The organism is Nocardiopsis algeriensis (assembly GCF_014203695.1).
Taxonomy (GTDB): Bacteria; Actinomycetota; Actinomycetes; order Streptosporangiales; family Streptosporangiaceae; genus Nocardiopsis; species Nocardiopsis algeriensis.
On the sequence record NZ_JACHJO010000002.1, the window covers coordinates 58,350 to 71,173 of the forward strand.

The following is a 12,824-nucleotide window of genomic DNA, read 5'->3' on the forward strand; positions in this document are numbered from 1 at the left end:
GTCTCCGCTCCCGAGTGCGGTCGCGGGCAGTGCCCGCGGGGCTCAGGGGGTGACGATGGCGAAACTTCCGTCCGAGGGGTCCAGCAGGCCCAGCAACCGCTCCAGGAGCGAGGCGTCGCCCTCGGTGGTGATCGGGCGCTCCTCCCCGCGGACCAGGCCGATGAGGTCGGCCTTCGTGAGGTGGACCGACAGGTCGGCCCGGCCGGCACGGGGGGCCTGCCGGACGATGAGGGCGCCGTTGGACATGGTGGTGCGGTAGAGGCTGGAGGGGAAGCGCCAGTCGATCGCGAAGCTCTCCCCCCAGGCGCGGGGACCGTCGATCCTGATCGCGAGGGCGTCGAACAGCTGCTCCTCCGTGAGCCCCGTCGCCATCTCGCCGGCGATGTCGTAGTGCACCTTCGGGAAGCCGTGGCGGAGCTCGTGGGCACCCTGGAGGTAGAAGTTGCGCCAGGTCCCGCACTCGGCGCCGTAGGCCAAGCTCTCGTAGACCCCCGCCAGCGCCTCCCTGGCCCCGCTGTGGTCGGGGTCGGCGAAGACGGCGTGGTCGAGCAGGGTCGCGGCGAAGCGCAGGTCACCGGCGTCCCGGTAGCCCTCCGCCTTGCGCACGGTCTCGTCCACGCCGCCCATGCAGTCGACGTAGCGCCGGGCCGCCTCCACCGGGGGGTGCTCCCACAGGTGGGCGGGGTTGCCGTCGAACCAGCCCATGTACCTCTGGTAGATCGCCTTGGCATTGTGGCTGACCGAGCCGTAGTAGCCCCGGGTGTGCTCCTGCCTCACAAGTCCGGGCGGCATCCGGAGCTCCTCGGCGATCTCCGAGCCCACCAGGCCCTTGTTCATGAGGCGCAGGGTCTGGTCGTGCAGGTAGGCGTACATGTCGCGCTGCTGGGAGAGGAAGCGGATGATCTCCTCGGTTCCCCAGGTCGGCCAGTGGTGGGAGGCGAACTGCACGTCGGACTTCCCGGCGAACAGCTCGATCGACTCGTCCAGGTAGCGCGCCCAGAGCCGCGCGTCGCGCACCAGCGCGCCGCTCAGGTCGAGCACGTTGTGCAAGCTGTGGACGGCGTTCTCGGCCATGCACAGGGCCCGGTGCTCGGGAAGGTAGAAGTTGGCCTCCGCCGGCGCCTCGCTGCCCGGGGTCATCTGGAAGACGAGCCGCACCCCGTCGACGACCTCCTCCTGGCCGGTCCGGGAGATACTGCGGTTGGGCGCCACCAGGGAGATCCTGCCGCTCGAACTGCTCTGTCCCAGGCCGAGGCCGATCTGTCCCGCGGGCCCCCTCTCCAGGAGGGCCCCGGTGTAGAAGTAACCGCGCCGGACCAGTGCGGGGCCCGCGTAGACGTTCTCGGAGACGGCGTTCGTCAGGAACCCCCTGGGGGCCAGGATCGGCACGCTGCCGTCGATGGCCCCGCGGACACCGGCGAAGTGGTCGATGTGCGAACTCGTGTAGACGGCACCGGTGACCGGGCGGTCGCCGCGGTGGCGCCGGTACAGTTCCAGGCCCGCCCGCGCGCACTCCGCGGAGATCAGCGGGTCGACCGCGATGACGCCCTTCCTGCCCTCGACGAGGGTCATGTTGGACAGGTCCAGGCCCCGGACCTGGTAGATCCCCTCGGTGACCTCGTAGAGCCCCTGCCGGGCGCACCTCCGGGAGTGCTCCCACAGCCCGGGATGGGCGGTGGGCGGACACTCCTCGTCGAGGAAGGCGTAGGCGTCGGCGTCCCACACGACCTCGCCCTCGGCGTTCCTGATCTGCGGCGGGTCGAGTCGGGCGATCAGGCCCCGGTCGGCCTGGGCGTCGGGGTCGTATCCCATCGTTCCTCCTCCGAGGGGGCATGGACACGGGGGCGGGCCGTCCGCGCGGTCCGCGCGGACTCCGGAGGGCGCCCGGGTCCGGGCACCGAACAGCAAGGGCCTTCCCCGAGCCGTGTCCGCCTAGGCCCCGGCCCCGGTAAAGAAGGCCTCTCCCGATGGAGCCCGCCCAGGGCACGGGCAGGAATTCCGGTGCCCGGACCGCTGCCGGGCAGGGGCCGGCGGGACCGGCCCGGCGGGCCGGTGCGCGGCCGTGTCGGGCGGCCTCCCGGCCGCCGGGTACGGTGGACGCCACCGTCCCTGCCCGTCGGAGAGCCCTCACGTGTCCGCGTCGGAGAAGTTCCAGAGCCTGTTCGTGGCCGCCGCCGCACTCGTCGGGCTGTGCGCCGGCCTGGTGCTGCCGGTGGGTGGGGTGGCGGGGCACCTGGTGCTGCCCGCGCTGATGCTGATGCTGGCGGCGGTGTTCGTCCAGGTCGACGCCGGACAGGTGCGCCGGGCCCGGTCCGCGGTGCCGGTGGTCGCCGCGAGCCTGGTGATCAACTTCGCCTTCACCCCGCTGCTGGCCTGGGCCCTGGGCGCCGGGCTGCTGGGGGGCTCCCCCGATCTGCGCATCGGTCTGCTGCTGCTCCTGGTCACGCCGTGCACCGACTGGTACCTGGTGTTCACCGGCCTGGCCCGCGGACACATGGGGGTCGCCACGGCGCTGCTGCCGGTGAACCTGGTTCTCCAGCTCGTGCTGCTGCCGGTCCACGTCCTGCTGCTGGGCGGGGAGGCGGCGATGGTGGACGCCGGGACGCTGGTGGAGGCGGTGCTCGTGGTCCTGGTGGTGCCCCTGGCCGCCGCCGTGCTCGTCCGGGAGACCGCCCGCCGCCGGAAGGGCGCGCGATGGCGGGACGAGGCCGTGGTGGCACGCGCGTCCGCGATGGTGCTGCCTCTGCTCTACCTGGCGGTACTGGCCATGTTCGCCTCCCAGGCGCGCACGGTGGCCGGACACGCGGGCGCCCTGGTGCACCTGCTCCCGCCGCTGGCGGTGTTCTTCACCGTGCTCCCGGTGGTCGCCGCACTCACCTCGCGGGTGCTGCGGCTGCCCGCCGACCAGCGGGCCGCGCTGGCGATGACCACGGTGGCACGCAACTCACCGGTCGCGCTGGCCGTCGCCGTGGCGGCCTTTCCCGACCGGCCCCTGATCGCCGTCGCCCTCGTGGTCGGGCCCCTGGTGGAACTGCCGGTCCTGGCCCTGCTCGGCCGGCTGTTCCGCGTCCGCGACCGGGTGCCCGCCGACCCGGGCGTGCGCGAAGGCGAAAGCGGGTAACGACATCTGGGGTCCGTCCCGGCCCCGTCCCCCGCCTCACCCCCGGAGAACCTCGTGAAGCTGTACGCCGATCGGCCCCTGCGCGCGCTGCTCCAGATCACCTCCGACGTGCTCGCCGCCGTCTGGGTCTACCTCTGGATCCGCGCTGCGCTGTCGCTGCGGGAGATCCTCACCTCCCTGGACCGGCCGGGCGAGCTCATGGCCGACACGGGCCGGGGCTTCAGCGAGCACATGGACAGCGCGGCCGAGCAGGCCCTGAAAGTTCCCCTGGCCGGGGAGTCCCTGGCGGCGCCGTTCACACGAATGAGCGAGACCGGGGACTCCCTCACCTCGGCGGGGCACGCCTTCCAGGAATCGGTGGCCTCCCTGTCCCTCACCCTGCCGCTGTTCGTCGCGGCGGTGCCGCTGCTGCTGGTGGCCGCCACCTGGCTGCCCGCCCGGGCCCGGTGGGTGCGCCAGGCGGCGGCGGTCAGGAGGACGGGCGGCATGTCCGCCGAGGCCCGCTCGCGACTGCTGGCGCTGCGCGCCCTGGCGTCGGTCCCGCCCGCGCGCCTGGCCGCCGTGCACGAGGATCCGGTGGGGGCCTGGCACGCCGACGAGGGCGGGGCGGTACGGGACCTGGCGGCTTTGGAGCTGCGCCGCCTGGGCCTGCGCAGGCCCTGAACCGGCCGTCGCTGTCCTGTTGCGGCCACGGGGAGGCGGATCGTCGCCTCCCCTCCCTACTCTGGGGGCATCCGATCCCCGGGAGTGTTCCGTGCACCTCTCCGCCCTGCTGGAATTCGACGCCGTCCCCCTGGACACCCGCGACGCGGTGTCCCTCCTGATCGACATCACCGCACCCACACGCGAGGAGGACCGGGAGCGCCCGGCCTCGACCCTCCAGATCGTCCTGGACCGCAGCGGATCCATGGCGGGCGACCGCCTGGCCGGGGCCGTCCGGGCCCTGCTCGGACTGATCGACCGGCTCGCCCCCACCGACAACTTCGGTCTGGTCTCCTTCGACAGCCGGGCCGGGGTGGAGATCCCCTGCGGTCCGCTCTCCGACAAGGCGGCCGCGCGCCGGGCCGTCTCCGCCCTGCGCCCGGGCGGCGCCACCGACCTGTCCAGCGGGCTGCTGCGCGGAATCCAGGAGGCGCGGCGGGCGGGCGGCGACCGCGGTGCCACCCTGCTGCTCGTCTCCGACGGGCACGCCAACCAGGGGATCACCGACCACGACAGCCTGCGGAGGGTGGCCGCGGACGCCTACGCGCACGGGGTCTCCACGGCGACGCTGGGCTACGGCCTGGGCTACGACGAGGCGCTGCTCGGCGCGATCTCCGAGGGCGGTACCGGCAGCGCGCTGTTCGCCGAGGACCCCGACACGGCGGTCGGCCTGATCTCACAGGAGGCGGAGTACCTCCTGGCGAAGTCGGCGCAGGCGGTGTCGCTGCGCGTCCCCGCGGGCGAGCACCTGGCGTCGGTGGAGGTGATCGGTGAGATGCCCTCCCACCGGCTGCCGGACGGGTCGGTGGTCGTGGAGCTGGGCGACTTCCACTCCGGCGAGGAGCGGCGGCTGCTGCTGCGCCTGGAGGTGCCCGGGGCGTCCTCCCTCGGCGCGACCACCGTCACCGTGGTCGAGGTGACCTACGTGGACCCGGCGACGCTGACCACCCGCACCGCGCTCCTGCCGGTGACCGTCGACGTGGTTCCCGGGACCGAGGCGTCCGGGAGGGTGCCCAGCCCGGAGGTGCGCACCGAAGAGGCCCTCCAGAAGGCGCAGAGCGCCAAGCGGGAGGCCGCGCGGGCGCTGCGGCGAGGTGAGCGCGAGCGGGCGGCGCACCTCCTCGGGCGCGCCCGGCAGCTCCTGGAGGAGGCCCCGGACTCGGCCCCGAACTCTCCGGAGGCCGCCGCCCAGGCCGCGGAGCTGCGGCGCATGGAGCAGATGGCGCGCACGGGCGACGCCTCACGGGCCGCCAAGACGGCGTACTCCAGCCAGGCCGGCTACACGCGCATGCGGGGGCGCTACGGACAGCAGTCCGCGCAGTGGCAGGGACCGCAGGAGCTGAGCAACCCGGAGACCGGGCGCGACCGCTCCCGCCCCGACGGTCGGGAGCGGCGGTAGGCGCCGGGTCGGGGCGCCCCGCCGCCCGCGTCCCGGCGGGAACGGGAAGCGGGAGGCACCGGCCGGGCGGTGCGCCCCGGTGGCGCACCGCGGTCGGCGGTCCTCCCGCGTCACCGACCTCTCAGGTCGGTACACCTAGCTCGCGGCCTCGGCGAGGGTGCCGCGCACGGCGCTCGGCAGCTTCTGCTCCAGGAAGCGGGCCATCTCCTCCTCCTGGTGGAGGATCTGGGTCAGCTTCTGCGCGACGGTCTCCTCCCCCAGGTCGCGGGCCGCCTCGATGAGAGCCTTGTAGGAGGCGATCTCGAAGTGCTCGGCGGCGTAGTCGGAGAGGCTGTTCTTGACCATCGTGTCGCTGGAGGCCTTGTTCATCATGCCCTGCACCGCCCCGGAGAAGCCGGCCAGTGCGCTCTTGGTCCCCGACACCTTGCCGCCCAGCCCCTCGATGCAGCCCTTGACGATCTCGGCCTGGAGGCGCGTCTCCTCGATGTGCCGCTCGATACGGGTCTGGACGTCGGGAGCGCCCTTGGCGTCCTTGGCGTGGCGCTCCAGGGTCTCCTCCATGGACTTCTCCATGGCGTAGGCGTCGTTCAGCCATGCGATCAGCTGATCCTTGCCGCTCACGTGTCCCCCTTCCGTCGGACCGGAATCTCCGGACCGCCTTCGGCCCCGCGACTACCCGGGGTGACGTGCGGCAAAACACCGGATCCCGGGCGGAAGGACCGTTCAGGCCCGCGTGCGCGGGAGCGCCGGCCCCGCCAGGGTGAAGCGCACCCTGGTGCCGGGACGGGCCTGGGCGGCCGCGGGGAGGTCGGCCGACACCACCACCGCCACCACGGGATATCCGCCGGTCACGGGGTGGTCGGCCAGGAAGAGGACGGGCCCGCCGTCGGGCGGGACCTGGACCGCACCGGGGACCATGCCCTCGCTGGGCAGTTCCCCGGCACGCGCGCGCTCCAGGAGGGGGCCGGACAGGCGGGCCCCCACCCGGTCGCTGCGGGAGGTCACCTCGTACTCCGCGGTGAGGAGGGTGCGGAGCGCCCCGGCGGTGAACCAGTCCTCGCGCGGCCCGAGGGTGACGCGCAGGACCGCCTCGGGTCCGCCCACGGGTGCGGCGGGCGCGTGGCCGGTGACGGGAAAGGCGGCGGGGGCCGGGCCCACGGGCAGGACCGCACCGGGCACGGGCAGGTCCGGGCCGAGCCCGGCGAGCACGTCGGTACTGCGCGACCCCAGGACGGGGGGCACGTCCACTCCCCCGCGCACCGCCAGGTAGGTGCGCAGGCCCTGCTCGGGGACACCCATGGCGAGCTCGGCCCCGTCGTCCAGGTGCAGCACGGTGTTCATCGCCGCGCCGCGGCCGTCGACGCGCAGCGGAACGCCGGCACCGGTGACGGCGACGGTGACCGGGCCGCGGGCGCGCACCCGGAGGCCGCCGAGCGTGGCCTCCAGCGCCGCTGCGCCCGGCGGATTGGCGAGCAGCCGGTTGGCCAGCGCGTAGGAGGCGGTGTCGGCGGCGCCGGAGCGGCCCACGCCCAGGGCGGCGTGGCCGAGGCGGCCCGCGTCCTGGACCGTGGCCATCGGTCCGGTCGCCAGGATCTCCAGGGCGCTCATCAGGCCTCCTCGAAGCGCACGCGCACACCTGGGCGCAGCAGTCCGGGCGGGTCGCGCTCCAGGTCCCAGATCTCGGCGTCCGTGCGGCCGAGCAGCTGCCATCCGCCGGGGGAGCTGCGCGGGTACACCCCGGTGAACCCGCCGGCCAGCGCGACCGATCCGGCGGGCACCCGGGTGCGCGCCTCGCCCCGGCGGGGCACGTGCAGCCGCGGATCGTCGCACACCATGTAGCCGAAGCCCGGCGCGAAACCGCAGAAGGCCACCGTCCAGGTGGCGGAGGTGTGCGCCGCCACCACGCCGCGCGGGGTCAGGCCGGTGTACCGGGCGACATCGCCGAGGTCCTCGCCGTCGTAGACCACCGGCAGGGTGACGGTCTCCTCCGCCTTCCCCGCACCGGCCGGGACGGCCGGCAGGGCGGCGAGCTCGGAGGCCACCCGCCCGGGGTCGGTGCCCGGCGCCAGCCGCAGCAGCACGGTCCGGGCGGCGGGCAGCACGTCGGTGACGCCGGGGATCGGCCGGTCCTCCAGCGCGGCGTTCAGCGCGATGACCCCGGCCAGGTCGGGAACCTCCACCAGAACGCCGCTGTCACCGCACCTCAGGACGCGCACGGAATCCTCCCGGGTGTCGTGGCGCGGACGTTCCGGCGCGGACCCTCCGGTGCGCTCACGTGTCCACTCGTGTGAACGGGGTGACGGTGATGCCCTCGGAGTGCAGCCGTTCGGCGACCGCCCGGGCGATGCGCACCGCGCCGGGGCTGTCGCCGTGCACGCACAGGGAGTCGGCCCCGACGAGGATCTCCGTGCCGTCGACCGCCTCGATCGGTTCCCCGCGCGCGATGCGCAGGCAGCGCTCGGCCACGGCCTGCGGGTCGTGCAGGAGGGCGCCGGGCTCGCGGCGGGGAAGGAGCGTGGCCTCGGGGGTGTAGGCGCGGTCGGCGAACGCCTCGCGGTAGGTGCGCAGCCCCGCCTTCTCCGCCGCCTCCAGGAACCGGGAGCCGGGCAGGCCGAGCACGGGCAGGCCGGGGTCGAACTCCTTGACCGCGGTGACGACGGCCACCGCCTGCTCCTCGTGGTGCACGATCGCGTTGTAGAGCGCGCCGTGCGGCTTGACGTAGCGGATGCGTTCCCCCGCCAGGCGGGTGAAGGCCGACAGGGCGCCCAGCTGGTACAGGACGTCGTCGGTCAGCTCGGCGGGCGCGGCGTCGACGAAGCGTCGTCCGAATCCCGCGAGGTCGCGGTAGCCGACGTGGGCGCCCACGGCCACGCCCCGCTCGGCCGCGTCGGCCGTGGTCCGGCGCAGCACGGTCGGGTCGCCCGCGTGGAAGCCGCAGGCGACGTTGGCACTGGTGACGACGGACAGCAGGGCCCGGTCGTCACCGAGCTCCCAGCGGCCGAAGCCCTCGCCGAGGTCCGCGTTGAGGTCGATGCGGGGCACCGGTGCTCCTCTCTTCCCTGTCGTTCGCCCGGTCGCCGCGCGGGGACCGTCGCTGCCAGAGGTCGACGATACCGCCGAGGGCGCCGGCCGGTCCCGGCGCTCCCGCAGGCGCGGAGGCGTCCGGGGAGAGGTTCCGCGTCCCCTGTCCGCCCCGGTGGCGGAGTGACATCATGGTCTCCGTCATGGAACTGAACGGACGCCCCGTCTCCACCGGGGACATCGCCCCTCTCGCCCTCCAGGGCTACGGGCACTTCACCACCATGCTCGTCACGGACCTGCGGGTGCGGGGCCTGGACCTGCACATGGAGCGGCTGAGCCGGGACTGCCTCGCGCTGTTCGGCACCGAGCTCGACACCGTGCGGGTGCGCGAGCTGGCCCGGCGCTCCGCCCTGGCACACCCCTCCCCCTCGGTGGTGCGCGTGACCGTCTTCGACCCCGGTCTGGACCTGGGCCGCCCGTCGGCCCGCAGCGTCCCGAGCGTCCTGGTCACCGCCCGTCCGGCCCCGGAGGGCCCGCTCCCGCCGGTGCGCCTGGGTACCCGGATGTACACGCGCGACACCCCGTCGGTGAAGGGGACCGGCCTGTTCGGGTCGATCCGCCAGAGGCGCGCCGCACAGCTGGAGGGCCACGACGACGCCCTGTTCCACGGGGTCGACGGGCGGATCTCGGAGGGGCCGACCTGGAACATCGGTTTCCTGGACGGAGGCGGTCTGGTGTGGCCGCAGGCCCCCTGCCTGCCGGGTGTGACCGCCGAGCTGGTGGGCCGGGTCGCCGCCGGGCTGGGGATTCCGGTCTCCACCCGGCCGATCGCGGCGGCCGCCTCCGCGCGGACGGCGGGCGCCTTCACCGCCAATGCCACGACGGGGGTGCGTCCGGTGGCCTCGATCGACGGAGTACCCCTGCCGCAGGCCGCACTCGTGCGCAGACTCGCGGCCGGTTATCGGGAGCTGCCGGGCGATCCGCTCTAGAGGTAGTGGCCTGAGAGGCTGGCGGGAGGGCCGGTGCGGATCTCGCAGTCCGCACCGGCCCCGGAGGCCCTACGGCCCCTGTCGTCGGTGCGTCAGGAGAGGGACTTCTCCTCCGAGGTGGCCGCGCTCCCCGACTCGGGGATGCGGCTCGGCCACCACATGCGCCGGCCCACGTCCAGGGACAGGGCGGGCACCAGCAGCGAGCGCACGAGCAGCGCGTCCACCAGGACCCCGAACGCCACCAGGAAGGCGAGCTGGAGCATGAACAGCAGCGGAATGACCGTCAGCGCCGCGAAGGTCACCGCCAGCACGACGCCGGCGGAGGTGATCACACCGCCGGTGACGGTCAGGGCGCGCAGCATGCCTTCCCGGTGACCGTGGCGGAGGGCCTCCTCCCGCGCCCGCGACATGAGGAAGATGCTGTAGTCGATGCCCAGCGCCACCAGGAACACGAACGCGAACAGCGGCACGACGGGGTCGGCGCCGGGCAGGTCCAGGACATGGTCGAACAGCAGCGTGCCCACGCCGAGTGCGGCGGCGAAGGAGAGCACGTTGGCGATCATCAGCAGCAGCGGTGCCACCAGCGAGCGCAGCAGCACGACGAGCACGAGGAACACCACGACCAGGACCAGCGGAACCACGACCGTGAAGTCGCGCTGGGCGGTCTCCAGGGTGTCCAGGTCGCTCGCGCTGATGCCGCCGACGAGGGCGTCGGCGCCCTCCACGTCCCGCAGCTCCTCGCGCAGGTCGCGGACCACGTCCAGCGCCTCGGCCGACTCGGGGCCGACCGTCATGGCCACCTCGACCAGGACGCGGCCGTCGACCTCCAGGGGCGGCAGGGGCTGTCCGGGCGGTCCGCCCTCGGTCACCGGTTCGGCCCCGCTCACCCGGTCCAGGCCCTCCGCGGCCTCGACCACCTCGTCGACGTGGTCGGCGTCGGCGATCACCAGCGCGGGTGCGGCGGAGGCGTCCTCCCCGAAACCGCGGTCGAGCGTCTTCTGGCCCTCGGCCGCCTCGACCTCGGTGCGGAAGACCTCGGCCTGTCCGGTGCCCCCGGCGTCGAACTGGGGGGCGAACACCGCGGCCAGGGCCAGCAGGGCGGTGGTGGCCAGCCACAGGGTGCGGGGGCGCCGGGCGACCACGTCCGCGATGCGCGCCCACAGTCGGTGCTGCGACCTCTCGGTCCGGTCCTCCTCGGTGGAGCGCCTGGGGACGGAGGGCCAGAAGGCGGCCCGTCCGCACAGCGCGAGCACGGCCGGCAGGAAGGTCAGCGCCGAGAGCAGGGAGGCGACGATGCCGATGGCCACGACCGGGCCGAGGCTCTGGGTGGAGGCCAGGTCGGCGGCCAGCAGGCAGAGCAGACCGAGGATGACGGTCCCGCCGGAGGCCAGGACGGGTTCGAGCACGCCGCGCACCGAGGCCAGGACGGCCTGCGGGACGTTTCCGCGCTCGGCCAGCTCCTCGCGGTAGCGCGCCACGAGCAGCAGGGCGTAGTCGGTGCAGGCGCCCACCACCAGGATGAACAGGATGCCCTGGCTCTGCCCGTTGAGGGTGACCAGTCCGCTGTCGGCGGCGAGGTAGACCAGGGCGCCGGCCAGGCACAGGGCCAGCAGGGCGGACGTGATGACGAGGAAGGGCAGCAGCGGTGAGCGGTAGACGGCCACGAGGATGACCAGCACCGCGGTGACCGTGACGATCAGGAGGGTGGAGTCGATGCCGCCGAAGGCCGCAGCGAGGTCGGCGGCGTAGCCCGCGGGGCCGGTGACCTGGGCGTCGATCCCCTCGACAGGATTGTCGGCGAGCAGGGCCCGCAGCTCGTCGACGGAGTCGCCCGTGTCGTGTTCGGTGTCGATCTGGACGACGAACTGGGCGACGGAGGCGTCCTCGGTCCCGGGGAAGGGGCCCACGACCGGCGCGGCCACCCACTCCTCCTCACCGATCCGCTCGGCGACCCCGGCGATATCGGCGAGCCCGGCCTCGTCGATGTCCTCGTCGCCCGAGAGGACGACGACAGCGGGGATGGCGTCGCCCCGGTCGAACTCCTCGGCCATCTCCTCCACGCGGGTGGACTCCGCGTTCAGTGGCAGGAACGTACTGGAGTCGTTGGTCTGCACCTCGCCGAGCTTGCCCAGGAAGGCCCCCAGGGGCCCGGCTCCGGCGAGCCACAGGAGGGTCAGCAGGAGCGCCGCCCCGATCCACCAGCGCGACCGCTGCGGCGGTCGCCTGTCCTTGTCCGCAGTCTTCATGTCTCCCCGTTGCCATATTCAGCTCGGATAACGTACATCTTGTTTTCCGAGCATTTTCCCGCGCAACCCTACACCCGCGCGGAGGCCGCGCCGCGCAGGCCCTCTACCCGGGAGGCGGACCGGGCATCCGGGAAGAAGCGGGTCAACGGGAGAGCCGCGTGCGCAGGGAGTGCCACACGTGGTCGGCGACGGTCGCGGACATGGCCGCCACCGGCGTGCTCATCCCCAGGGCGAGCTCCCGGTGCGGTGCCGAGGCCCCGTCCAGGAAGGCCAGCACGTCGCCGAGCCGGTTGGCGGTCAGCAGGCGTGTGAGGAACCTCGCACCGTCGATCCGGCCGGTGTCCAGCGCCCGCAGCATCACCGCGTCCATGGCCAGGTGGCGCCGGCGGTGCGGCACCGGCGGCACGGGGACCCGGCCCCGGTCCAGGGCACGCACCACCGCGGCGGCCTGGCGCTGCGCCCCGCTGAAGGTGTAGCCCGTCGAGGGCCGGGTGGCGCCCCCCGCCGTGCCGATGCGGAAGACGCGGCGGCCGGCTCGGGTGCGGAAGCGCGCGTCGGTCATGGGGATGACGCCCTGCTCCGCGGAGACCACCTCGACGCCCTTCAGCCCCAGCCGGTCGCAGTAGCGCCGCAGCGCCCGCTCGTACTCGCCGGTGCTCAGCGGCTCGGGCCCGAACTCGGTGTACTCCACCAGTGCCTCGCGGCGCGACAGCGGCAGCACGTAGCCGAAGGCGACCGCGTCTCGCGGCTGGGGAGGGCGGAAGTCCATGAGGACCGCGGCCTCCGGGTCGAAGGCGTCCTCCGGGGTGCGCACGAACCAGCCGCGGAAGTGCTGGAGCAGCCGGGTACGCCCCCGCGGCAGCGGATCGGGGGGCCGGGAGTCGAACACCCACCGGGCCGTCAGCGAGGCCTCCCCTCCACCGGGGAGGACACCGCGCACCAGGGCCCGGTCGGCCCCGTCCTCCACGCCGGTCACCGTCATCCCCAGCTGGTCGACCGCCTTCCCGGCCGAGGAGCGCACGTGCTCCTCCAGGTCCGCCGAGCGCAGCATCTTGTACACGTAGGGGGCGGCGGAGGACCTGTGCTCGGCCCCGTCGGGCCCCACCACGGCCAGGTTCTCCCACCGGGCGGCCAGCAGCCCGTCCCACGGGCCTCCGTCGGGCTCCCAGAAGCACCAGGTACGCGGCGGCGGGGTGAGCGGCCCCGGTGGCGGCTCCACGAGCACGGCCGAGAGGGGCCGGCCGCGTCGGTCGTTGATCACCCCCAGCCCGTGGGTAAGGGTGAGGCCCGAGGCCCCTCCGCCGATGATCGCCACGTCGTAGTCGGCCATGCACCCAGCATGCACC

Annotated in this window: 11 protein-coding genes; 4 read left to right on the forward strand and 7 right to left on the reverse strand. The window is 74.1% G+C overall.

Features of this window, described 5'->3' with window-relative positions; all coding sequences use genetic code 11:
* Positions 1 to 42 precede the first annotated feature (42 nt).
* A complete protein-coding gene (locus FHS13_RS02605) occupies positions 43 to 1,812 on the reverse strand; it encodes an alkyl/aryl-sulfatase (protein WP_184286889.1) in 1,770 nt (589 codons plus the stop codon).
* Between the two features lie 319 nt (positions 1,813 to 2,131).
* Between FHS13_RS02605 and FHS13_RS02610 the strand changes: the two genes are divergently transcribed.
* The 3 genes from FHS13_RS02610 to FHS13_RS02620 all read left to right on the forward strand — a co-directional run bounded on the left by FHS13_RS02610 (position 2,132) and on the right by FHS13_RS02620 (position 5,222).
* Complete coding sequence (locus FHS13_RS02610; RefSeq protein WP_184286892.1) at positions 2,132 to 3,121, forward strand: arsenic resistance protein; 990 nt, start codon at positions 2,132 to 2,134, stop codon at positions 3,119 to 3,121.
* Between the two features lie 54 nt (positions 3,122 to 3,175).
* Positions 3,176 to 3,784: a hypothetical protein gene (locus FHS13_RS02615; RefSeq protein ID WP_184286895.1), complete on the forward strand. Its 609-nt coding sequence runs from the start codon at positions 3,176 to 3,178 to the stop codon at positions 3,782 to 3,784.
* Between the two features lie 91 nt (positions 3,785 to 3,875).
* Positions 3,876 to 5,222 (forward strand): VWA domain-containing protein, encoded by a 1,347-nt coding sequence (locus FHS13_RS02620; RefSeq protein WP_184286898.1) that lies wholly within the window; start codon positions 3,876 to 3,878, stop codon positions 5,220 to 5,222.
* 135 nt (positions 5,223 to 5,357) lie between these two features.
* On the opposite strand, the gene FHS13_RS02625 is transcribed toward FHS13_RS02620, so the two are convergent.
* The 4 genes from FHS13_RS02625 to FHS13_RS02640 form a co-directional block, all read right to left on the reverse strand.
* On the reverse strand, positions 5,358 to 5,843 hold the full coding sequence (locus tag FHS13_RS02625) for a DUF892 family protein (protein ID WP_184286901.1): 486 nt from the start codon (positions 5,841 to 5,843) through the stop codon (positions 5,358 to 5,360).
* Between the two features lie 102 nt (positions 5,844 to 5,945).
* Entirely contained in the window at positions 5,946 to 6,830 is an 885-nt protein-coding gene (locus FHS13_RS02630) for a 5-oxoprolinase subunit C family protein (protein WP_184286904.1), read from the reverse strand.
* Positions 6,830 to 7,438, reverse strand: coding sequence for a carboxyltransferase domain-containing protein (locus FHS13_RS02635; RefSeq protein ID WP_184286907.1), 609 nt, complete (start codon positions 7,436 to 7,438; stop codon positions 6,830 to 6,832). Before FHS13_RS02635 ends, FHS13_RS02630 begins: the two co-directional genes overlap by 1 nt.
* Before the next feature lie 55 nt (positions 7,439 to 7,493).
* The gene (locus FHS13_RS02640; RefSeq protein ID WP_184286909.1) at positions 7,494 to 8,264 is read right to left on the reverse strand and encodes a 5-oxoprolinase subunit PxpA; all 771 of its coding nucleotides are present in this window, start codon (positions 8,262 to 8,264) and stop codon (positions 7,494 to 7,496) included.
* Positions 8,265 to 8,446: 182 nt separating this feature from the next.
* Between FHS13_RS02640 and FHS13_RS02645 the strand changes: the two genes are divergently transcribed.
* Entirely contained in the window at positions 8,447 to 9,232 is a 786-nt protein-coding gene (locus FHS13_RS02645) for an aminotransferase class IV family protein (protein ID WP_184286912.1), read from the forward strand.
* Between the two features lie 92 nt (positions 9,233 to 9,324).
* Here FHS13_RS02645 and FHS13_RS02650 read toward each other — a convergent pair whose 3' ends face one another.
* Together FHS13_RS02650 and FHS13_RS02655 are read right to left on the reverse strand one after the other, a co-directional pair.
* Positions 9,325 to 11,478: an MMPL family transporter gene (locus tag FHS13_RS02650; RefSeq protein WP_184286915.1), complete on the reverse strand. Its 2,154-nt coding sequence runs from the start codon at positions 11,476 to 11,478 to the stop codon at positions 9,325 to 9,327.
* 142 nt (positions 11,479 to 11,620) lie between these two features.
* Entirely contained in the window at positions 11,621 to 12,808 is a 1,188-nt protein-coding gene (locus FHS13_RS02655) for a lycopene cyclase family protein (protein ID WP_184286917.1), read from the reverse strand.
* Positions 12,809 to 12,824 lie beyond the last annotated feature (16 nt).